Consider the following 22,444-nt stretch of genomic DNA (forward strand, 5'->3'; position numbering starts at 1 on the left):
ATTCCATTAATAATTTAATATTTCTTATTTGCTTCTAACAGTACTTCTGCTGTTTTGAGTACATCTCCACAAACTCTAGCCATAGACTTATCTGCTTGTTGGAAAAAACTTACCTGTAAGTCAACAGTTCTTTGCATAGCACCTTCAAGATGACCCTGCCAAGACTGAAGGCTATTGTCAAATTTTTGATGCAAATCCCTGTATGAATTGTCCACTCTTTGCACTTCCTGACCAATACCACGAGCAAGATTTTCTAGTTGCATTAGTCGTTGTGCATCATTTAATCCAGATGCACTAACTAATCTGTTAATTTGTTCGACAGACTCCTGAATTTTAGTCATACTTTTGTCTACTTCTCCAGTCAATTTACTACGTCTTTCAAATTCCTCTCGGAAAACTTTATCAATATTGTTCACAACTCCAGATAATCCTTCCTGTTGTTTGCCTAGTGTCCCCTCAAGTAAGATATTTTGTTCTTGAAAAAACTTCTTTAAATTCTCTTGATATTCTTGCCGGAATTTTGTCAAATCTTCCTCTACTGTTCGGCGGGTGGCTGTGAGTGTTGCATCGATATTTCCTAAAGTAGCCATAAGATTATCCTTCGCATCATTCATCAATCCAGAGGCTTGATCACCCACTGTTTTTAGAGTATTAGTTTGCTCATGAAAGGTTGTATTTGCTTGGGTGAGAATTTGGATAATTCCAGTCCGAGTAGCTTGAAGCATCTGCTGTTCTACTATTGCGCGTTCTTGTAGTGCTTTTTGCAGTTCCTCTCGAATTCCTCCGAAGGTAGCAGCCGCTTTTTCTGCACTGGCTTCAAAAGCACTTCGCTGGGCTGTCATTCCTTCAATACTATGATCTACAGATTGATTAATTTCGTCGGCTATTACTTGTAAAACATCTCTTGTATCTGTTTTAAATTGATTGAGAGTGTCTCCCAAATTCTTAGCAAATCCTTCTAGTTTTACTAAAGTTTCGTGTTGAAAGTTCTGAATCGTCAGGATGGAATTTGCCAAACTTTCAGAGATACCACCAAGTTCCTTATGTAGGTTCAGTACTGCGGTAGAAGCTTGCTGGGTTAACTCTGCACTTTTATCTAATCGATCTGCAATGGGTTCGAGTACCTGAATTCGCAGATCCTTGATAAGTTCTTCTAAAACTTTCTGTCCTTGATTTTCTTGGAGTTCCCGAAGTTTTTTCTGTTCTTTGAATATTGCTTCCAAGGCTGGGAACATTTGCTGGCCTACAGCTTTACCAATAGCTTGGGCTGATAACTGATTTAAACCTGCAAACTGTTCTGCAATACTCCTACCTACAGCTTCACCAATGCCTTCTGCATTTAGCTGCTTTAACCCAGTCAAATTTTTTGCTACAAGACTAAGTGCTTCAGCTACTTCATGGTTGGCATTATCTGCTGTTTTTAAAGTGGCAATCGCATTGAATTTATGGCGTAAACTATCGCGCCTTTTCTGCCGTAGCGAATCACATACAAATAAAACTAAGGTGAATACACTACCAGAACCAAGACCCATCATGGAAGTGGAGAAAGCTGTTTTCATTCCCACCAGTAGCTCTTTACTGGCAGTTATCAGCTCGTTGGTGTCTTTTGCAGATAAATTGATTCCTTGGAGTCCCTGTTGAATACCATAAAATGTTCCTAAAAGACCAATAGCAGTACACAACGTTGTCACGAAACGTAGGGAACTACGAGGTATGGGCTGGGCTAAGACAGATGGATACTTTATCAGTACGAACTTGCCATCCTTTTGCGCTTGTTGACTAATTATGCTTAGATCATCGGTTCCTAAATACTTTTTTAACCAGTCACTAACTTCGTTTGAAAGCTTTACATGTTTACCCTTTTTCATCAATTTAATTGCGGTTTCAGTTGTTCCACACTCTAAGCGCCAATACTGCAATAATGTGTAAAACTCGACAATAATTGCGACTATTAATACAAAAGCAATTGCCCAATGAAAAGGTTCGTTATGCCAAATAATATCCCAAACTTTTGCCATTTTGACGCTGCACCCTTCTTGTTTATCTTGGTTATATCTTTTTAAATTGCTGTAATTCTTTATCCGCAAGAACCTCTTGAGCTACCCGCATTGGCAGATGTTCTGCATACAAGCGGTTTCCTATAGGTTCTCGGAGACGTAAGCTGTAAAGTGGTTCACCTTCTGATTCTTTATCCTCAATTAAATAAACCTGTTCTGGTGCATAGCTTCGCAACAAACGCACCTGCAAACAGGTTTTTAAATCCCGTGAAGAAATAGATAGGGGTGAATCTTGTCCAAATAATTCACAAGCGACTTTCCAAGCGTGGTTAACCGCAACTATTTCGTTAACCAATTTTTCCACTGAGGGATAGAATAGTTTCGTAGTTTCACTAATCAATGCTTTTGACCTACTTGCCTGAGCTTCAATAGGTCTATAATTCCCAAAAGGGAAACTTATTTAACTTTTTTGCTAAAGTTATATTGATAAAAGTAATTTTTGATGTCAAATTGCTCTTTGGGCGTTGAAAAGGTGCATAAATTAACCTTTTCTCAACGCCATTGCTATTTAATAGAGGATGTTTTAATAACGCACCCTACAAATTGGGAATTTTTTTACTGGTATTTTGCTAATTATATTGAATGAAACCAACTAATGAACAAGCAATTGAATTATTTAAGGTGTGTCAGGATTTAACTCAGATGTACCTACCAATTTACTTGGTAAGATTAGATGAACGGACAACACGCATTTACATTCTGGCTGGACAAAGTTTTGAAGTAGAAATATTGCCAAATGGGAGGGTAAGATATTTATGACTAAGGCAAATTTTCAAGGGATGACCAAACAAGAGTTAAGAGCTTATGTGTTGGAACATCGAGACGATCGAGAAGCTTTTTATGCATTAACGGACAAACTTAGAGAAGAACCAGGGATTGAAATTACCTCAACAGAGCAGATGTATGAGCTAATTGAAGCAAAGTTAGATGAGGCTGATGCAAGAGATGCTTATAAGGTACTAGAGGAAATTGCAGGGCTGGGGACAACACCCTTTAAAGATATTAAAAGGGAGCTAGGAATATGAGCTACCAAGTAGTATTAGCACCTTCATCTGTGCAGACAATTACACAATTGGACTCAGTAGTGCAACAACTACTAGCACAAAAGTTAGAGGAATTAGCATTAAATCCACTTCCAGAAGACGCTCACCCATTGAAGGAGACTGAACGACTGTATAAGGTTCGTTTGGGTGAATACCGCATTATTTACAAGATTGAGGATCAACCCTTGCTAGTAACAGTGATAAAGATTGCACATCTCAAAGATTATTAAAGCTCGTTTGGAAAAGCGATCGCTTATAACCATCCAATGGCAACCAAAATAAAACTTCAAAATTTATAATACCACTACGCAACTAAAAATCTCACAAAATCTCTGCCAACTTTACCAGCAGACTATTTGCTAAATCCAATAACCTGATATGATCTGTATCAATACTATTTCCTTCACCAGCTAGCAGATTTTTTACAGCAGATAGCCTGTCATCTACTTGAGAAATTCTCCAATATTCATCTAATTTTACTGCAAAATCAAACAGCGATCGCTCTCCTAAATGCTCTCTTACTTTAACGGCTACACTATCATTACTTACCAAAAATTCCTTGATAGTATCTAATCGAGAATTACCTAATATTTCGTCATCTCCCCATGTTTCTAGCCAGTCTCCCTCCACATCTTCAACGTAAATATTGACAAAATCAACCCCATAAGTTAGCCAGTTCTGCTGCATTTGTCGCGCCGTCGCTAAAGCTTCAGCAAATGTATCTACTTGATTATTGCAGTGAGTTTCTCTTTTATTAGGCATAAAAGCTGTAATTAGCACGTAAGTATATAGGCTAGACACAAATCTGAAATATCAAATTCCTGAAAATTCACGAAAATTTTAAATATTTACCACCAGAAAGGTAATCACTGTTATACAGGGCCACGTTGACTAACTGGTTGACAAAATTAGTATCCTTGGGATTGTAACTTAAGAACAATCCTCTCTCGATTTCCCACGATCGCAGTGTATTTTGCCAAGCTTCGTACTTTTGGTGATTAAGTTCTTCAGAAACACTGGTAACTTGAATACACAGTGGTTGATTGTTACGACTAACAATTAAATCTGTTGCCATAGAAAGGTCGGCTATATAACGCTGCCAAAAACTACCTTCTCGCTGAACAATATCTTGGGCTATTGATTTAATGATATCATCATCTACCTGATTAAATTCGCCTGCCATCAATTTTTGCTTCCAAATATAAAACTTGGAGTCACTTGCATTAAACCATCTGGGAAATAGATAACCATACCAATATCTCTCAATTGGCGTCATCATCTCGAACTTGGCTTTTTGTTCCTCTTCTGAAGGTAAAGATTTGATTATCAGCCATATTGTCGAATCCGTAATCACCTCTAGCAGAAAGGCAATGACAAAGGGTTTTGCAGTCAGGGAACCTGGTTTGATGTCTTTTACCCAACGATTGATTTCATCTAATCTTCTCGCTAAATTATGATCTATCGAGGAGGCTTGCTCGATAAGGGACTTTAGCTTATCCTTAATTTCTTGTGCTTGCAATCGATGCCCTACTTTCAGAAGATTACGCTTTTTTTACACATTGATAACTAGATTTTAACTTGAAAATGTCTTTAGTTAATTTCTTGATGTAATCAAATATTCTCTAGTTCGATGCCCTGTATACGTAAAACCTCCCGCAGTTTAACAATTTCTTGCTCTGCTCGTTCGGCACGTTCTTCTGCCTGTTCGGCACGTAAACGTTCTTGTTCAGCCAATTCTTATGATGATAGTATCAATTGATTTTCAGTAGTGAAGAATCTTAATTTACCTTCATAAACTCCCAAATAAAGTTCTAACTGCTGACTCCACAAACGTCCATCAGTAGTGGTTTGAATTTCTTGATACCTACCATCAACTAGATGAAATCCCTGGAGTTCCATTGTTACAGGGTCAAACCAGAAATAATCTGGTGTACGGAAGGTATCTTGATAAACTTGTTTTTTTAAACCTTTATCAACTGCTGCCGTTGAACTTGACAAAATTTCCACAATCAGGTTTGGATATTTGCCGTCTTCTTGCCAGACTACCCAACTCTTACGGTCTTTTTTCTGGGTTCCCAAAACTACAAAAAAGTCTGGGCCACGAAAATGTTCTGATTTTTTTTGATTAGAACTGTAGTAAATTGTCAAATTGCCAGAAGCATAAAAATCTTGCCTTTCTCGCCACCATAATTTTAGGATGCGAATCAGCAAATCGATTTGGTCACGGTGTAGATCACTTTCCAAGGGTGGCTCGTCACTCAGTATATCACCAGGAGGAAAAATTACTTCTTCCTCTGAAATATTATCAGAGATGAATTCTAAAGTAGCAGGTTCAGACATCAGCGATCGCTCCGCGATTTGCGTTCATTTTACTGAAAATTCGGTAACTTGCAGACGGCTTTGAAAACTTGTAATAACTCTATTGCATCTGGAGATTGACTCAAATTTAATAATGGCATTAACTCATAAGTTGACTGGTTGTCATGTCTTAGATAAATAAATTGATAAAGCTGTCCATTAGTTACCAAACCCCAAACTGATGGTTGTTGCTCTATACTCTTAAAAGCATAAGTGAGTAATTGAGGTAAACCCTCAATCACATTGACCGAACTATTTTTCGTTTCAATTACTAGAACCCAAAAAGGCGGCGCAATATTACTTTGAGGATTGTTAATTGCTAAAATATCCATCCGTCCGGTAATTCTTCTGTCCTCATCTTCGATTGCGATCGCAATGCTATCTTCCATTGTCAACCGAATCGGCACATCGTAAAATCCTGCTAACCGCATTAAGGGTGCGATCGTTATAAATTTAACCAAACCTTCAGAAATTTTTCCTGCGCTTAAATAACGATCAAAGTCGTTTCTAATTCGTAATAAATCCTGCTGTTCAAACTCAGAAAGTAGTTCTAGACTTAAGAAGTCTGTGAATGAACCATTTAAAAGCTTTTCTACTTTGAGAAAGCGATGAACATCGTTGAGAGATAAACTGCTAGCTTCAACAGTGAGCGTCATAATTTTAGAAGATGTTTGTCAAGACTACTTACATTTTGCAACATTCCCGATAGATAGGTTGTAAAACGTCTTTACATTTCTTGATCGCTTGCTTTTGCTAGATGAAAATGAATGTAAACTAAATAACTCGGCAATTTCTACCTAGCTTAACGAAAATCTAAATAATGTCTAGCACAACTGGGCTAAGAATAGTTTTTAGTAACAATAGCGATCGCACTCATAACTAACCATGTCTCAACCAACTATAGAATCAATCCTACAAGAGAACCGCCTCTTTCATCCTGCCTCGGAATTCTCGCAAAATGCTCATATCAAAAGTCTGGAAGACTATCAGCGCCTTTATGACAAAGCCAAAGCCGATCCACAGCAATTTTGGGCAGATTTGGCTGGAACAGAATTAGAATGGTTCCAAAAATGGGATACAGTATTAGACTGGGAACCACCTTTTGCTAAATGGTTCGTTGGTGGTAAAATAAATATTTCTTACAATTGCCTTGACAGACATCTCACTACCTGGCGCAAAAATAAAGCAGCATTGATTTGGGAAGGCGAACCAGGTGATTCGCGTACCCTCACTTATGCCCAACTGCACCGGGAAGTTTGCCAGTTTGCCAATGTATTGAAGCAACTGGGTGTCCAAAAAGGCGATCGCGTTGGTATTTATATGCCAATGATTCCCGAAGCTGCGATCGCCATGTTAGCTTGTGCCCGAATCGGCGCACCCCACAGCGTGGTATTTGGTGGTTTTAGTGCCGAAGCTTTGCGCGATCGCTTAATTGATGCTCAGGCTAAACTGGTAATCACGGCTGATGGTGGTTGGCGCAAAGATGCGATCGTGCCTCTCAAGGAACAGGTAGACAAAGCTTTAGCTGATGGTGCTGTTCCCAGTGTCGAAAATGTCCTAGTTGTCAAGCGCACTGGACAAGAAACTTATATGCAGTTGGGCGGACGCGATCATTGGTGGCATGATTTGCAAAAAGGAGTATCAGCAGATTGTCCCGCCGAACCGATGGACAGTGAAGATATGCTGTTTGTCCTCTACACTTCCGGCAGCACGGGCAAACCGAAGGGCGTAGTGCATACAACTGCTGGTTATAATTTGTATACGCACATGACCACCAAGTGGATATTCGACCTCCAAGACACGGATGTATATTGGTGTACTGCGGATGTCGGTTGGATTACAGGACACAGCTACATTGTCTACGGCCCCCTTTCCAACGGCGCAACTACGGTGATGTATGAAGGTGCGCCCCGTGCTTCTAATCCTGGCTGTTTCTGGGATGTAATTGAAAAATACGGCGTTAATATTTTTTATACCGCACCTACGGCAATTCGGGCATTTATTAAGATGGGCGAACAACATCCGAATGCGCGAAACCTGTCTTCGTTGCGTTTGTTGGGAACCGTCGGCGAACCAATTAACCCGGAAGCTTGGATGTGGTATCACAAAGTTATTGGTGGGGAACGCTGTCCAATTGTGGATACTTGGTGGCAAACGGAAACCGGCGGTATTATGATTACACCACTACCAGGGGCAATTCCCACCAAACCCGGTTCCGCAACTCTTCCCTTCCCTGGAATTATTGCAGATGTCATAGATTTAGAAGGAAACACCGTACCCAATAAGGAAGGCGGTTATTTAGCAGTGCGACATCCGTGGCCAGGAATGATGCGGACAGTCTACGGCGATCCAGAACGCTTCCGCCGCACTTACTGGGAACACATTCCGCCCAAAGATGGTAATTATATTTACTTTGCTGGTGATGGCGCAAGACAAGATGAAGACGGCTATTTCTGGGTAATGGGTCGTGTGGATGACGTATTGAATGTATCAGGACACCGACTCGGTACAATGGAAGTAGAATCAGCTTTAGTTTCTCACCCAGCAGTTGCAGAAGCGGCGGTAGTGGGTAAGCCAGATGAACTCAAAGGTGAAGAAGTAGTTGCTTTTGTGACTTTAGAAGGCACTTATCAGGCAAGTGAGGAACTGAGTAAAGAACTCAAAATACACGTTGTCAAAGAAATTGGTGCGATCGCCCGTCCGGGAGAAATCCGCTTTACAGACGCTTTGCCCAAAACGCGATCGGGTAAGATTATGCGGCGCTTATTGCGGAATCTAGCTGCTGGACAAGAGGTATCTGGAGATACTTCGACATTGGAAGATCGGAGCGTGTTAGATAAGTTACGAGAAGGCGCGTAAATAATTCCAAATGAGCTTAGTAGGGGCGCACATATATGTATGCGACCCTTACCGTTTGTTTTGTGATGCGTTACGCACTAACGCAGGGCAATTTATTATAAAGATTAGAACATTATTGAGGCATTCAGGGCGATGAAGGTGAAGTGCAAATCCAAATCAGCATTTGTTCAACCTATTGGCTGCATGATGCTGAGTATTATCAGTGTAATGGGGATATCACCATTAGTCTTAGCGGTTCCTGGACAAGTTTCTTTGCATTCGCCAGAACAGTCTGCACAGAGACAACCACAAAAAATAGCACAAGCTTCAGGTACAGATACACCAGAGCGATCGCAACTCCTGCAACAAGCCAATGCTTTATTTAGTCAGGGAGACTTAACAGGTGCAGAGGAAAATTTACGCAAATTAATTAAAAAGTTCCCAGAAGATGCTTTTGGACACTTTCAACTGGGAAATGTGCTTTTTCGGCAAAAGAAACCAGAAGATGCAATTAGCTCCTATCGAGAAGCCATTCGCCTCCGGCCAAAATACGCAATAGCTTACAATGCGATCGGTGTTGTTTACGCAAGCCAGAGTCGCTGGGAACAAGCCATTACTGAATATAAAAAAGCTCTGGAAATTAATCCTAATTATGGCGAGGGGCTGACTAATTTCGCAGTAGCATTGTGGCAAACAAATAAAAAAGACGAGGCGCTATCTTCTTTAGAAAAAGCTTTAAATATTTTCAAAGCACAGAATAGAGGTGAAAAAGTTAACCAAGTAGAACGAATTTTAAAAGAGATCAAAACTGCTGATGAGCCAGGTGTTTCCTGATAATCATATTATTCAGTCGAGAAAATTCAGAAGAGTTGTTGACGATTAACTTTAAAAGGGTGTTTTTCAAGTAAAGATCCCCCCTAACCCCACTGTTTTAAAGGGGGGAATAAATTGAAATGTTCCTTAGATTTTGAAGAATCTAATCTACAAATCTTTGATATATCAAAACAAAATAATTTGTAGTAATGAATGAAATATTTTTTTTAGCCAGAGAAACTGTAAGAGTGATTTTTCACATGGATGGAGGATACACAAGGGTAGTCTGGGAACGTTCAGAGAATACTGCATGGGCAGGCATAGGATGGATTTTTGATATACCAACTCATGTAATACCATGCGATTTACGAGTAATAGGTTCTCATTTTCTATTGTCTATAGTTAAGCCGAATGCGAATGATTGTGAGGATATAGAAAATATCCGCAGTAATCGTAATAGCTTTTTTCATATAGAAAGATTGACTTTTGTTATATAAATGGCATCTAACCTAGTAGCGCGTCTATTCAAAAATAGTAAAATAGCAATCTACAATAAGAATCAGACAACCCATTGGTTAAAGCCTATGACTTCCCTATCGGCATTAACTTTACCTGACCACACCCAGTTACCCGACTCAGATGGTACGTTCGTGAAAAACTGGCAAGAGCATCCTCAAAGTATCTTACTCACTGACTCGATTAAACTTGTCTTAGAGGAACTTCATCCTGATAGTCAATATTGTATTGGACAAGATTCTGGTATCTACTGGCGATTAACAGATCCTCCTGAGAAAGGGGCTGAAGCACCAGACTGGTTTTATGTACCCAATGTACCACCGACACTTAACGGTAAAATGCGCCGTTCTTATGTGCTGTGGAAGGAGTATGTTGCACCCCTAATTGTGATTGAATTTGTCTCTGGAGATGGTTCAGAAGAACGAGATAACACACCGCCATCTCAAGGTGAAGGTGGAAATGTTGGTAAGTTTTGGGTTTATGAGCAGGCAATTCGAGTGCCTTATTATGGGATTTATGAAGTAGCAAAAGCGCAAGTGCAAGTTTACCACCTAGTCGATAATACTTATGAACTAATGCAACCCAATGAACGAGGATATTACCCAATTGTTCCTATGGGTGTAGAGTTAGGAATCTGGCAAGGATTTTATCAGAATGCAGAGTTACCTTGGTTACGCTGGTGGGATGCACAAGGAAATTTACTGCTAACAGGTGAGGAACGTGCTGTGATTGAGCGAGAAAGGGCGGAAGTTGAGCGACAAAAGCGAGAGAGAATTGTAGAGAAATTGCGATCGCTCTCTGCTGAACAACTCAACGCTTTAGGAATTGACCCAGAAATGTTAGATTAGGAAATATCATCATCTATCAATATTACATCTTCATATATTTCTGGGATCGCACACCGAAAATCAACGCTACCTAAATGCACTTCTTCCCCTTTTTCATAAGGGTAAAGTACCCAATGTCCTTCCTGATTGCGGCGGAAGCATTCTACACTCATTCGGTCTGGTGAAATTAGCACATATTCTTGTAATGATTCTAAGTGTCGATAACTAGCAAATTTTTTTCCTCTGTCATAGCCTTCAGTTGACTCAGAAAGCACTTCGATAATTAAGCAAGGATAGCACTTAAAATATTCAAATTCTTTATCTCGTGCATCGCAAGTCACCATTACATCAGGATAAAAATAGCGATTTATGACATCAATTTGTGTTTTCATGTCTAACATATAGACACGGCAACCACTACCCCGCAGATGGTTTCGTAGCAGTACAAACAAATTTCCTACGATAGTAACATGAGCATCACTTGCCCCTGCCATTGCGTAGACTTGCCCATCAATATACTCGTGTTTGATTTCACTTACTTTCTCGCCTTCTAGATATTCTTCTGGGGAGATATAGTACTCACTTTGGCTAATGACCATTTTAGTACCTTAGTAGTTTTATCAAACATTTTAACTCATACAACAAATTTAATGAGCGACAGCGCCACCAGTTGGCTTCACCTTTTTGAGGAATAAAATAGCAATGCCACTAACTAACAAAGCGATACCAATAAAGTAGAAACAATCGTTAAAAGCCATTACAAATGCTTCCCGGCGGACTATATTGGATATAGATGCGATCGCTTCATTTTGGGCTGTACTCAAATCTGCTCCGCGACTAACAAAATACTGTGTCATCTGGTCAATTCGCTGTTGAGTTTCTGGATTATATAAAGATACTCCATCACCCAATCTATTCGAGTGAAATTGCTCTCTATTTGCCAATAAAGTCGCTAAAGAAGCAATTCCGATAGAACCGCCTAGATTCCGCATCATATTAAATAAACCACTTGCCGAACCTGCTTCTTTCGGACTCAAACCAGCAGTGGCAATAGAACTAAGCGGCACCATAATTAGGGGTTGTCCCATCGCACGCACAAATTGCGACCAGCGTAATTGATCTAATCCTGTTTCATTAGTCATTCCAGAGTTCATAAATGCACTAATGGAAAACAAAGTCACACCAAAAGCTACCATGAAACGCACGTCAATGCGTTGCATCAATTTCGGGATGAGGGGAATAATAAATAGTTGGGGAATACCAGCCCAAATCAATACTTCACCAATTTGCAGAGCATTGTATTTTTGAATTTGGGCAAGATACAACGGTAAAATATAAATTGAACCATACAATCCTACTCCCAACGACACATTGACAATACTGGCTAAACCAAAGTTCCGCCTAAGTACAAGCCGTAAATTAATAAATGGTTGTTTACGAGTTAATTCTATAAAGAAAAATATCGCCAAAAAAATTACCGCGATTACACTTAAGCGCACAATTAACGCTGAACCAAACCAATCTTTACGGCTACCTTCTTCTAAAACAACTTGCAGGGAACCTAAGCCAATAGCCATCGCAATAATTCCCCACCAGTCACCTTGTTTGAGTAAATTAATTTGGGGTTTTTCTTGCTTAATTCCGTACCAAACACCAGCCAGCATTAATGCCCCTGGAATTACATTTATATAAAAGTTGTATTCCCAACCAAAATTTTCTGTTAACCAACCTCCTAATGTTGGGCCAATTGAGGGTGCAAAAACTGCACTAAACCCAAATGCAGCCAGTCCGACTGATTGTTTTGATTGGGGTAAAGTTGTTAAGACAACTGTCATAGCTGTAGGAATTAAAACTCCTCCACTAAAACCTTGTAAGACCCGAAAGAAAATCATGGAATTGAGATCCCACGACCAACCACAGCAAATAGAAAAGAAGATAAATAGTGCAGTATTGACTAATAAATAACGTTGCAGAGAAAATACTCGTGACAACCATCCTGTTAGAGGAATTACCACAATTTCTGCTACGAGATACGCGGTAGAAATCCAAGAACCTTCTTCGAGAGTTGCTCCTAAACTTGCTTGAATATATTCCAGCGAAGCATTAGTTATTTGAATATCCAATACCGCCATAAATGCACCAAGCATACTAGCTAATACACCAATCCAGGTTTTTAGCGGTACATACTCTGGTGGTAAAGCAGGATTTTGCCCTTGCTGACGAATTACACCTGTATTAGCCATAACTTTGTTCCATTTTCAAGGTTAAGTAGCAAAAAATGTTCTTTGCCTCTGCGTGAGCTTGAATCAGCAATGCTAAAAATTAAAAAAGAATTGCTATAGAAAGCTCCATTAAGATAAATCTAAATTTAACTGCGGTTATTTATCTTAAACTTCTTAAGTCGTAATAATCCCCTTTTGCTCATAAATTGGACGCATTATTTTTCTTAAAGCAGGCAACTGTCTGCTAAAAATAATTGACCCTAAAATACAAGCTATCCCATCAATCATTAAAGTGTTAGGAGCGCCAATATGACTTGCTAAAAAACCTCCTAATAAATTACCCACGGGAATCATCCCCAAAAATGACATTGTATATAAGCTCATCAATCGCCCGCGTTTATCGTCTTCGACAATGGTTTGTAAAAATGTGTTGCTAGCAGCAATCTGGAGAATTGTTCCTAAGCCAACGAATAACATTGTAAATAAAGAAAGTGGTAAAAATCGAGACAAAGAAAAGCCGATTAAACCAGCTCCTAAAATTGCTGGAGCTAAAGCAATCAATTTGCCAATTCCTAAGATGGTTTGGCGCGTAGCTAGATAAATACCACCAGTTAAGGCTCCAACTCCAGATGCCGCCATCAAAAAACCCAAACTTTCTGCACCACCTTTAAGAACTTGTTCGGCAATAACTGGGACGAGAATAGTGTTTTGCAGCCCCATCAGACTAACTAAAGCTGATAGTAATAAGACAGAACGAATAGGTGGAAAGCTAAAAGCATATACAAATCCCTCTTTGACTTTTTGCAAGGGATTACCGTCAGTTACCAAATTTTTCCAAGGTTCAACTTTCATCGCCAATAAAGCGGCGATTACAGCAACATAGCTCAAACCATCAATTAAAAAACAATAGCCAGTTCCAATACCAGCAATTAATAAACCCGCGATCGCAGGGCCAATTAATCGCGCACCGTTAACCATCGTGGAGTTGATAGCGATCGCATTGGCTAAATCTCCTCTGTTTTCAACCAATTCTGGCACAAAAGCTTGACGGGCTGGCGCATCTAAGGCGTTAATAAATCCTTGGAACAAACTCAAGGCGATGATCTGCCATACCTCAATCACACCAGTCAGCGCCAGCACTGCTAATGTTAACGATTGAATCATCGCCAAGATTTGCGTACCAATTAAGGTGCGATACCGAGAAAAGCGATCTACAAATACTCCGCCAAAGGGAGCTAAAAAAAAGTTAGGAATTTGACTCGAAAATCCCACAACTCCTAGCATTAATGGGGATTTTGTCAAGTCATAAACTAGCCAAATTGTGGCAAGTTGCGTCATCCACGTCCCAATTAGGGAAATACCTTGTCCAGCAAAAAACAGCTGGTAGTTTCTTGATCTTAAAGCAGGTAGTAGCGATTTTCTCATGTCAGGCTTGTTTTATACCAATCTGCTTTCATAGATATCATCTCACCTGATCTCTATACGCCTCTCTTTAGATGTAGGAGAATGTCATAAGCAGAAAGAGGTTTTTCATCTGTTTTAAGCCGATTTGGTATTACTTGACTTCCACCGCAACTTCCGCAGACATCCCAGGAGTAATCCGCGATTCGTATCCTTGAATGCTCTTTTGGTCGAAAACTATTTTAACAGGAATGCGTTGGACAACTTTAGTAAAGTTACCTGTAGCATTATCGGGTGGCAATAAGGCAAACTGAGCGCCGGAAGCTGGGGAAATACTGTCAACACGCCCAATAAAGGTATGATGAGGGAAAGTATCCAGCTTGATTTCTACTGGCTCTCCTGGACGCATCTTTTCTAATTGAGTTTCTTTAAAGTTCGCAATTACCCAATAGCTGTTATCCACGATCGCCATTAATGGTGTTCCCGATTGCACTCGGTTGCCAATTTCGACGTTTTTTCTACCTACCCGTCCAGCACTGGGGGCAGTAACATTCGCATAAGATAGTTGCAATTGTGCGTCTTTGAGCGATGCTTCTGATTGGGCGATCGCCGCTTTTGCTGCTTCGTATTGACTACGTTTGACTGTGGTATCTTGTCCACCTGCGGTAGCTTGTTGCAATCCTCCTTTAGATGCTGCCAATTTAGCTTGGGCGTTGGTGACATTTTCTTGCGCTTGTGCTAATTGAGACTGGGCTTTGGCGACACCAACTTTGGCGGAGGCTAACTGGGCTTGGGCTTGTTGTACTCCCTGAATTGCAGCGTTTTTCTGTGCCCTAGCCACATCATAAGCAGCCTTGGCTGTGTCTAGTTGCTGACGAGGAATCGCACCTGTTTTATACAATTCGTTGTAACGATTGTAATCTGCTTGGGCTTTTTCCAAATTCGCGTTTGTTTGCGCTACCTGCGCTTGGGCGGCGGGAATCCCAGCTTGAGCTTCTTGTACTGTTGCTTGAGCGGCGGGAATCCCAGCTTGGGCTTCTTGTACTGCTGCTTGGGCTGTAGAAATTGCTGCTACTGCACCACTGACATCTCCTTGCGCTTGAGTTGTTTTACCAGTAGTGGTTTGTGAACTCAAAGCAATATTTGCTTGGGCGGCTTGCGCCTGACCACGAGCATTTTCTAGGGCGGCTTGTGCTTGTTGCACCTTGCTTTGATAGTCCCGTGGATCTAACTTCACTAACAATTGTCCCGGTTGCACCAGTTGGTTATCATTCACTAGCACTTCACTTATAGTTCCGGGAATGCGGCTACTAACTTGGTGAATGTTTCCCGCAACGGTGGCGTTGTCAGTTTCCTGGTGGGTGGAGGCGTATTGCCAGTAGTGAAGACCAAAAGTGCCTGCGGCGATCGCACCCACACCTAATCCTGCCAAAATTAAACCAGTCGGTCTTTTCCGCTTCGGTTTCGCTGCAACTTCTTTCTCTGTCTCAGGAATTACAACAGGTGCTTCTGCTGTTGCGGATGTATCTGCGGTAACAGTTTCTAAAGTCTCTAAATCGGGAATCACTTCTTTTTCTAAAATTGGGGTTTTGTGTCCGTTGCGTCCGTTCAAAGTATTAGCACCCATGATTGTTAACTTCCTTGTGCGTTCAATAACTTGATTAATAGTCTTTTATTTAAAATGCGTAATATTCCCTGAAAAAAAACTTATTTCCTTAGTATGCGTAATATTATCTCAAAACATATCTTTACACTGCCTCCCCCGGTCGGGTGATTATGGCATTATCTTTAGGAGAGGTTAGCGATCGCCCGGTTCAAGATTTGGGAAAATAGTTCTCGGTCAGCGAAGGAAATACCGTCCATTGCTTCATCACGCACTGTTGCCGCAATAGGCGGTAAGACAGCTTCTAGTTGCTTACCTGCATCCGTGAGCCAGATTCGCCAGATGCGGCGATCGTGAGTGTCGCGTTCTCGACGCACTAAGCCGCGTTCTTCCATCCGATCTAGTACGCCTGTTAAAGTCCCTCCCACTTGTTTGAGTTTGTCACCAATACTAGAAGTAGGTAAACCATCTTCTTGCCAAAGACAGCACAACACCAACCAGTGAAATGGCGTAAGTCCAAAGGGTTCTAGCCTCTCAGTAAACTTGCGACTCAGCAGTTGCGAGACTAATTTGATTCTGTAGCCCAAATTGTATGGTGCCAGATTTTGCTGCCACGACTCTAAAGGTGGGGAGTGATTAGATGTAGAAACCATTTAAGAAAATACTTAGTGTACGTACTATTATACCTAAATCAATATCATTTAACAATACTTGCTTTGCATCCGTCTTAGGGAAGAACTTGAATCAACTGGTACTTTTTGACTGTACCGATAATGCGGTAAGTCCGAGATAATTTAGGGGACTGGTCAGTATAGATCAAAGCATAGCTTAAAGCTGGTATTTGGGAAATAGAGCCTACTTGTTGGGGGTGAATAGAAAGATAGAAATTAAGCAATACTTGGGTTTTCTGGTCTATTTGCACATAGTAGATAGGATGAGATTGGATAATTGAAGCGATCGCACTTTGTTGTAAAAAAGTTCTTAAAATAGGATTATAGTCACTTAACAAACCGAGGCTACCCATCGTCGCCAAAGTTAGCCAACAGGTAATTAACCATCCTGCAATCCAGTAACGGGCTGTGAGAAACTTCTTGCTAAAGTGGTAGCGACTAATCCACACCACAGGTAAAATTAACCAACCCAACCCCATAGCTAAGGTAATAGTTGCATACTTGCGGATGTCAGAACCACCGTAACTAATAATAACAGTACTTGCTATTACAAGAAAAACACCGAATCCACCAAAGCCATAACTGAGGTTTCGAGGAAGATTATTCTTTGCAAAAAGGTTCAATATATTTTTTCTACCTTTTTTAAGAAATAATTGTGAGTGAATTCCTGTCTGGTAAATATTGCCTAACCAGCTTAAACCCACAGATGCCAACAAAGCTATAAACGGATAAAGGCAAAGACTATAGTGAGATAAACGAGTGCTAAAAATGCTCAATTCTACAAATAAGACAAGTGGAAAACCAACTAATATTAATTGGTAAAGAGGAATGGGACGACGGACAGTTAAAAACAAACCTAAAAGTCCGAAAAAAGGCCAAGGAAATGCTTTTAAAGGAATATTCCATACATAGAATAGCGGCCCATTATGCTCCCGATCTTCAGAACCTAGCTGCACAACAAACTTAAGCAACTCCTCAAAACTCTGATTTCCATAGTGCAGCCAGCTTAACCACAGCCAAATGCCAGTGGGTATTAAACCTACGCAAAAGCCCAGATATAAAATTGGATTAGTAAGATGACGATGACGGTGATGTTCCCAAATTAAATAAGGTAATAAAGCTATAATTGGCAAAAAAATCATAAAGCTTCTGACTAAGAAGCCTAAACCTAAACTGAAACCAGCTAGAAAACTCCAAAAATAGTGATATTTAGGATGTAATTCTGTTTTTATTAAAGAAAAAATAGCTAAAAGTACCAAGAAAATCATCGGTACATCAGGCGTACTTAAGCGAGAGTATTGTAGCCAGAGAAATTCCCCACTTAAAATAGCAGTAGCTAGCCAAGCTAATTTTTTGCCTAGCATAATTTTGCCAATTTCATACACCAGCCATAAGCTAAAAATGCTAGCAATCATACTAGGAAGACGCGCACTAGTATCACTGATACCAAACAACTTGTAGAAACTGGCGATTAACCAATAAGGTCCAGGTGTTTTATGATGTGCCGTTTCCCAAGGAGTTATCCAATTACCAGAATCAAACATCAGACGGGCACGCGAAGCGTAAAGGGCTTCATCATGTGCCATCAGGCTATTGTGCCCAGAAGTAAATAATAATAAGGGTAGCATCCAAAGGAACAAACTTAAATAGGGTAACGATTCTACCAGGCGGATTTTTCGCCAAATATGCTGCCAGAAGTGTAGTTTATGGAACATTGAATTGATAAAATTGAATGCTGCTATTTATACTCGTTTAAGTGTCCTGTTGTTATTAAAATATGTTACATAGTGATTGTTGAAAAATACTTGAAATTGCCGCTATTTTCCGAAAAAGTTCTCCAAAACAGAGATTTATGCAGTTAAGACCGAATCAACGCCTGAAATTAGATGACACAGACGATAAGCTGTTCTACGCCTATCCTCGCTTCGTTACCCATGTGGATGAAGGATTTATTCAACAGCTAACGGATTTATACCGCGATCGCCTCAAACCCAACACTCGTATTTTTGATATGATGAGCAGCTGGGTGTCTCATCTACCAGAAGAGATGCAGTTTGACCATGTGGAGGGACACGGACTCAACGCTGAGGAATTAGCACGAAATCCCCACTTAAATCATTACTTTGTGCAAAATCTTAACGAAAATCCCCAGCTACCTTTACCAGATGAAGATTTTGATGCTGTTCTCAATTGCGTATCTGTGCAATATGTGCAATATCCAGAAGCAGTATTTTCCGAAATGTACCGTATCCTAAAACCCGGTGGTGTTGCAATTATCAGCTTTTCTAACCGGATGTTTTTTGAAAAGGCGATTCAAGCTTGGCGAGAGGCTTCAGAGGCACAGCGAGTTGAATTAGTCAAAGAGTATTTTGCCTCAGTTCCAGGATTTACAACCGCAGAAGTTATAGCTCATAAATCAACATTACCGAATTTATTACAGTGGTTGGGTGCAGCTGGAGGAGATCCGTTTTATGCGGTTATAGCTTATCGTAGTTAAGTCAAATATTCACTAGTACAGCACGACGTGAATCCAGCTACCATCTCAAAGACAAGGGGCAAAATCTCCTTGTTAAACATTTTTGTGATTTGTTGTATATACATAATTTCTGTAAATGAATTATTGGCTAATGAAATCAGAACCAGAAGCCTATAGTATTGCTGACCTTCAACAGCAGAAAGAGACTATCTGGGACGGTGTTCGCAATTATCAAGCTCGCAACTTTTTGCGCCTTATGGATGAAGGAGACTTAGCTTTTTTCTATCACTCCAGCACTAATCCTCCCGGTATTGCTGGGTTAATGCGTGTAGTGAAAAAAGATATTGCTGATCCGACTCAGTTTGAGCCAGAAAGTAAATATTACGACCCGAAATCAAATTCTGAATCCCCTCGGTGGCAAACAGTTGTAGTAGAATTTGTTGAGACTTTTTCTAATCCCATCTTGTTATCAATACTCAAAGAGAAGTTTAGCGCTGAAGAGTTAATGTTGGTGAGACAAGGAAATCGGTTATCGGTGATGCCTGTCCCTGAAGCAGTAGCTTTGAAAATTCTGGCGATGAAAACCTCCTAGTTAAAATAATTCGTAATTCGTAATACATTTTTAAGGAAGGTTGATTAACTGAACATAATGTGATTTATTCTTGCCCACTTACAGCAAATTTCAAGGAAAGTGAGATACACAACGATTCGTCTGTTATCCAGGTAGAAAACGTGTTTTACTCCTGAATTCGGAATTCGGAATTCTGCTATATTTAGTTCACACCCATTGCACAGGATCTAATTGATAGTAACGTTGCAGTTGCTCATAAAGTGCTGGATGCTTAGACAACAATTGGTGCGGTTTTTCAAAGAATGTCTCAGTCGCTACGGCGAAAAATTCTGCGGGATTCGTTGCGCCATAGCTATCCATTACCGTCTTTGTACCTTGTAGAACATCATTACAAAGTTGCTGATATGCTTCTGTCATCACTTTAGCCCAAATAGGATAGTCTGAGTTGTGTTGCAGTATCGGAACTCCTTCAGCTTTACCATCTTCTTGATCCAATTGATGGGCAAATTCATGAAGCACAACGTTACGTCCATCTCTCCAGTTATTAATGTCTTGTTTCACTTGTTCCCAAGACAGCACTACTTGGTCATTTGTCCACGATTCACCCAGTCTCGCCACACGCCTTTCTTCAACAACATATTTTCCGACAGAAGTTGTTTCCTGAACAAAATAAGCGTTAGGATACACCAGAATTGAACGAAGTCTGGGGAAGTACTGCCCACGTTCATTTAATAGAAGTAAACAGGCGACAGCAGCAAGAGTCAGTTTCATTTCCTCTGTCACCTGTAATCCTCTACAGCCAATAAATTGCTTTTCTGCTAAGAAAACTTGAATATGTCCCTGAAGTCGTCTGATTTCATTGGGAGAAAGACAGAGATAAATGGGAAGATTATTCTCAATAATGGCATTCCAAAGTGGGGGAAAAGAACGATGTTTGAGCCGATTTCTTTGCCTTTTTACTAGAATCGGATTGAATAAAATCCCAGCGAGAATCAGCCCAATGAGGAAAAAGAAAACTATGATTTTAATCATTGACTTTTGAGCAACTTACATATTTAATTCCCTAGTAAGCAGAAAGTTTAGAATAATTGTTATTGTTGTGCCTCACTAACTACTGCTATTGGATCAGAATTACGCAAGATTGAACCTTAGTAGAAAGGCTTGTTTGAAGTCCTTGCTCAACTTTGACAATCAGTTTATCAAATGCCTCTTGATTTGCTGTCAGTTGTTCTTGCAGAACTTTCTCTAACTCAGGCTTTATTTGCTCACACATATCCTGAATTTTTTTGTCGCTCAAAAAATTAGAACGAATCCAACTAGGTACATCCACATTTGTCTTAATTACTTCTTGAACAGTCTTACGATTTAGCTCCATTCCTGCCGCCATCACCGAAGCCCCATATACTAGTGCAATCGGCCAGGTTAAATGTCCAGTTAGTATTAGAGTGATAATGCTAGCCACAGCGCCTCCACCAATTACTACATTGACGATAAACGCTACTGTCTCAGCCAGGATAGCATCTCCAATTTGTAACTCTGGGTTAACAAAATTTGGGTCAATACTATCCTCGAACCTTAAGCTGCTTCTAGGTATCTGAAACTTTCGACATATAGGATCGGTTTGTGCGGCTAAATCGGGTTGGATTTTATTGCTAAACCAAAAAGCGCATTGATGATTAATTATCTGCACAGCGCGATCGCTTTTAAGCCACTGTTCTGCTCGACCGATCAAAGCTGTTTCCAAATCGGCTAAAGTCCGTATTTTATTTTTTTGCCAATCTTTTAAAGCTGGTTTAACTGCATTGACAATCAAGCCATCCGCCAAAGGTTTAGTTAGTGATTCGATTAACTCCGGGATATGCCTTTCAATCAAACCTTTAAGTTTATTTGAGGTAAATAGTTTGTTCACTTCTTGTTTAAAAGCAGCAGCACGCAGATCCCATCGTCCTACTCGTGCTAAACCCATTGCAATGCACCGTTCCGGCTCCGGATCTGGGCGAAGCAGCGTTTCTGGTTCGGGAAACATTTCCTGACAAAGAACGTGCGTGAACTTCATGCGAGATGCACCGCCAGTCATCAGCACGAGTTTCGGCACTATTCCAAGTTTTTCCAGCTTTTCTTTTGCCTCGGTTAAAGAGTTGCGAAATGATTTAATCCAACTATTAAGCTCTAATTCAGGTAAAGGTTGGTTTAAAATTTCCTCCATCATCAATTTATTGACTTGGGGAATAAAATAAATCTGTTCGTTAATCGACTCGAAGCCACGCGCAAAGGATTCAGGATCGCTGTATAGCTGTTCATTAGAAAAGTAATCTTCTTTAGCTTTGCGGCAAGCAAGTTCACAACGAGCTTGGTGATGCGGATATTCCTGAAATACTTTTTCGAGTAATGCTTTTTGCTCGTGGTTGGCGAGAGTCCGGGCAAAAATTGCTTTGTCAATTAGGGATGCACCTAAAGTATTACTCCCGAAATCTATGGGTATCTCTTCTAAGCTCTTAACCAGAGTAAAATCTGTGGTTGAAGAACCGATATCGACAATTAGCACCGATCCAACAAGTTTGTCATACTCCAACTTCCCGGCTTCCTTAGCTTGCATGAAAGCAGCCCGCGATTCGGGTACAACATTTAGTCGGGGAATGCCAGCTTCTTGAAGTAGCTTTTGGTATTCGGTGCGATCGCTAACTGACCATCCTGAAGGGCAACCAATGTAAAAATAGCTACCTTCTCCACCTGCAAGTTGTTTGCTTTCTTTCAATAGGCGGTAGTAGGTTGCCACAAAGGTACTAATTGTTTCCCGATATTTGGGATCGTTGTTGGGTTTTTGCTTGAAAGAGATTGTCAGTTGGGTAACGCCAGCTTGAATTAATGCTTGTTCTCCCACAAGATAACCGAGTTTGGGATGCCAACCAAGTGCTGTAATTTGGTTCTTCTTGTTATTAATCTCCAGCATCTGGGGGGGTTCGATGCTTTCCACGATCGCTTTAGCTACAGCCGTTTCACCGTGTCCCAAATCAAAACCGATTGTTTCTAAAATTTCCATACCCTTAT

At 40.4% G+C, this 22,444-nt stretch carries 21 protein-coding genes and 1 pseudogene; 8 read left to right on the forward strand and 14 right to left on the reverse strand.

From position 1 onward, the window contains the following. Nucleotides 1-14: 14 nt before the first annotated feature. The gene (locus tag NLP_RS23980) at nt 15-2,018 is read right to left on the reverse strand and encodes a hypothetical protein (protein WP_104908510.1); all 2,004 of its coding nucleotides are present in this window, start codon (nt 2,016-2,018) and stop codon (nt 15-17) included. Between the two features lie 31 nt (nt 2,019-2,049). Beyond that, on the reverse strand, nt 2,050-2,361 hold the full coding sequence (locus NLP_RS23985; RefSeq protein WP_234017378.1) for a hypothetical protein: 312 nt from the start codon (nt 2,359-2,361) through the stop codon (nt 2,050-2,052). A gap of 278 nt (nt 2,362-2,639) precedes the next feature. On the opposite strand from NLP_RS23985, the gene NLP_RS34310 reads away from it, so the two are divergent. From NLP_RS34310 to NLP_RS23995, 3 genes are read left to right on the forward strand one after another with little or no spacing between them, the layout of a single operon-like run. Further along, nucleotides 2,640-2,816: a DUF6888 family protein gene (locus NLP_RS34310; protein WP_094347859.1), complete on the forward strand. Its 177-nt coding sequence runs from the start codon at nt 2,640-2,642 to the stop codon at nt 2,814-2,816. Then, entirely contained in the window at nt 2,813-3,082 is a 270-nt protein-coding gene (locus NLP_RS23990; RefSeq protein WP_104908511.1) for a DUF6887 family protein, read from the forward strand. The genes NLP_RS34310 and NLP_RS23990 overlap by 4 nt, the downstream gene beginning before the upstream one ends. Continuing rightward, the gene (locus tag NLP_RS23995) at nt 3,079-3,330 is read left to right on the forward strand and encodes a type II toxin-antitoxin system RelE family toxin (protein ID WP_104908512.1); all 252 of its coding nucleotides are present in this window, start codon (nt 3,079-3,081) and stop codon (nt 3,328-3,330) included. Before NLP_RS23990 ends, NLP_RS23995 begins: the two co-directional genes overlap by 4 nt. A gap of 91 nt (nt 3,331-3,421) precedes the next feature. Here the strand turns inward: NLP_RS23995 and NLP_RS24000 are convergent, their stop codons facing one another. The 4 genes and pseudogenes from NLP_RS24000 to NLP_RS24015 all read right to left on the reverse strand — a co-directional run bounded on the left by NLP_RS24000 (nt 3,422) and on the right by NLP_RS24015 (nt 6,114). Next, a complete protein-coding gene (locus NLP_RS24000; RefSeq protein WP_104910013.1) occupies nt 3,422-3,862 on the reverse strand; it encodes a hypothetical protein in 441 nt (146 codons plus the stop codon). A gap of 67 nt (nt 3,863-3,929) precedes the next feature. Then, nucleotides 3,930-4,619, reverse strand: a complete 690-nt coding sequence (locus NLP_RS24005) for a hypothetical protein (RefSeq protein WP_199784677.1) — start codon at nt 4,617-4,619, stop codon at nt 3,930-3,932. Between the two features lie 92 nt (nt 4,620-4,711). Beyond that, nucleotides 4,712-5,440 (reverse strand): annotated as a pseudogene (locus NLP_RS24010) (Uma2 family endonuclease). 29 nt (nt 5,441-5,469) lie between these two features. Then, nucleotides 5,470-6,114 (reverse strand): restriction endonuclease subunit R, encoded by a 645-nt coding sequence (locus NLP_RS24015; RefSeq protein ID WP_104908514.1) that lies wholly within the window; start codon nt 6,112-6,114, stop codon nt 5,470-5,472. A gap of 229 nt (nt 6,115-6,343) precedes the next feature. Between NLP_RS24015 and acs the strand changes: the two genes are divergently transcribed. The 3 genes from acs to NLP_RS24035 all read left to right on the forward strand — a co-directional run bounded on the left by acs (nt 6,344) and on the right by NLP_RS24035 (nt 10,473). After that, nucleotides 6,344-8,317 carry an acetate--CoA ligase gene (gene acs, locus NLP_RS24020; protein ID WP_104908515.1) on the forward strand — a complete coding sequence of 658 codons (1,974 nt, stop codon included), beginning with the start codon at nt 6,344-6,346 and terminating at the stop codon, nt 8,315-8,317. A gap of 132 nt (nt 8,318-8,449) precedes the next feature. Next, nucleotides 8,450-9,130 carry a tetratricopeptide repeat protein gene (locus tag NLP_RS24025; protein ID WP_104908516.1) on the forward strand — a complete coding sequence of 227 codons (681 nt, stop codon included), beginning with the start codon at nt 8,450-8,452 and terminating at the stop codon, nt 9,128-9,130. Between the two features lie 563 nt (nt 9,131-9,693). Further along, nucleotides 9,694-10,473 carry a Uma2 family endonuclease gene (locus NLP_RS24035; RefSeq protein ID WP_104910014.1) on the forward strand — a complete coding sequence of 260 codons (780 nt, stop codon included), beginning with the start codon at nt 9,694-9,696 and terminating at the stop codon, nt 10,471-10,473. On the opposite strand, the gene NLP_RS24040 is transcribed toward NLP_RS24035, so the two are convergent. The 6 genes from NLP_RS24040 to NLP_RS24065 form a co-directional block, all read right to left on the reverse strand. Further along, on the reverse strand, nt 10,470-11,051 hold the full coding sequence (locus NLP_RS24040) for a Uma2 family endonuclease (RefSeq protein WP_104908518.1): 582 nt from the start codon (nt 11,049-11,051) through the stop codon (nt 10,470-10,472). The genes NLP_RS24035 and NLP_RS24040 overlap by 4 nt on opposite strands. Before the next feature lie 48 nt (nt 11,052-11,099). Beyond that, nucleotides 11,100-12,695 carry a DHA2 family efflux MFS transporter permease subunit gene (locus NLP_RS24045; RefSeq protein WP_104908519.1) on the reverse strand — a complete coding sequence of 532 codons (1,596 nt, stop codon included), beginning with the start codon at nt 12,693-12,695 and terminating at the stop codon, nt 11,100-11,102. A gap of 153 nt (nt 12,696-12,848) precedes the next feature. After that, nucleotides 12,849-14,099, reverse strand: a complete 1,251-nt coding sequence (locus NLP_RS24050) for an MFS transporter (RefSeq protein ID WP_104908520.1) — start codon at nt 14,097-14,099, stop codon at nt 12,849-12,851. 130 nt (nt 14,100-14,229) lie between these two features. Beyond that, entirely contained in the window at nt 14,230-15,702 is a 1,473-nt protein-coding gene (locus NLP_RS24055; RefSeq protein WP_104908521.1) for an HlyD family secretion protein, read from the reverse strand. A gap of 161 nt (nt 15,703-15,863) precedes the next feature. Then, the gene (locus NLP_RS24060; protein WP_104908522.1) at nt 15,864-16,331 is read right to left on the reverse strand and encodes a MarR family winged helix-turn-helix transcriptional regulator; all 468 of its coding nucleotides are present in this window, start codon (nt 16,329-16,331) and stop codon (nt 15,864-15,866) included. 74 nt (nt 16,332-16,405) lie between these two features. Further along, nucleotides 16,406-18,064: an ArnT family glycosyltransferase gene (locus NLP_RS24065; RefSeq protein WP_104908523.1), complete on the reverse strand. Its 1,659-nt coding sequence runs from the start codon at nt 18,062-18,064 to the stop codon at nt 16,406-16,408. A gap of 137 nt (nt 18,065-18,201) precedes the next feature. Here NLP_RS24065 and NLP_RS24070 point away from each other — a divergent pair, with 137 nt between their 5' ends. Further along, nucleotides 18,202-18,846: a class I SAM-dependent methyltransferase gene (locus tag NLP_RS24070; RefSeq protein WP_104908524.1), complete on the forward strand. Its 645-nt coding sequence runs from the start codon at nt 18,202-18,204 to the stop codon at nt 18,844-18,846. Nucleotides 18,847-18,961: 115 nt separating this feature from the next. Further along, the gene (locus NLP_RS24075) at nt 18,962-19,417 is read left to right on the forward strand and encodes an EVE domain-containing protein (protein WP_104908525.1); all 456 of its coding nucleotides are present in this window, start codon (nt 18,962-18,964) and stop codon (nt 19,415-19,417) included. A 186-nt stretch (nt 19,418-19,603) separates the two neighbouring features. Here the strand turns inward: NLP_RS24075 and NLP_RS24080 are convergent, their stop codons facing one another. Together NLP_RS24080 and NLP_RS35150 are read right to left on the reverse strand one after the other, a co-directional pair. Further along, nucleotides 19,604-20,428, reverse strand: a complete 825-nt coding sequence (locus NLP_RS24080) for a zinc-dependent peptidase (RefSeq protein WP_104908526.1) — start codon at nt 20,426-20,428, stop codon at nt 19,604-19,606. A gap of 85 nt (nt 20,429-20,513) precedes the next feature. Further along, a complete protein-coding gene (locus NLP_RS35150) occupies nt 20,514-22,436 on the reverse strand; it encodes an Hsp70 family protein (RefSeq protein WP_104908527.1) in 1,923 nt (640 codons plus the stop codon). Nucleotides 22,437-22,444 lie beyond the last annotated feature (8 nt).

This window comes from Nostoc sp. 'Lobaria pulmonaria (5183) cyanobiont', assembly GCF_002949795.1.
Classification (GTDB): domain Bacteria; phylum Cyanobacteriota; class Cyanobacteriia; order Cyanobacteriales; family Nostocaceae; genus Nostoc.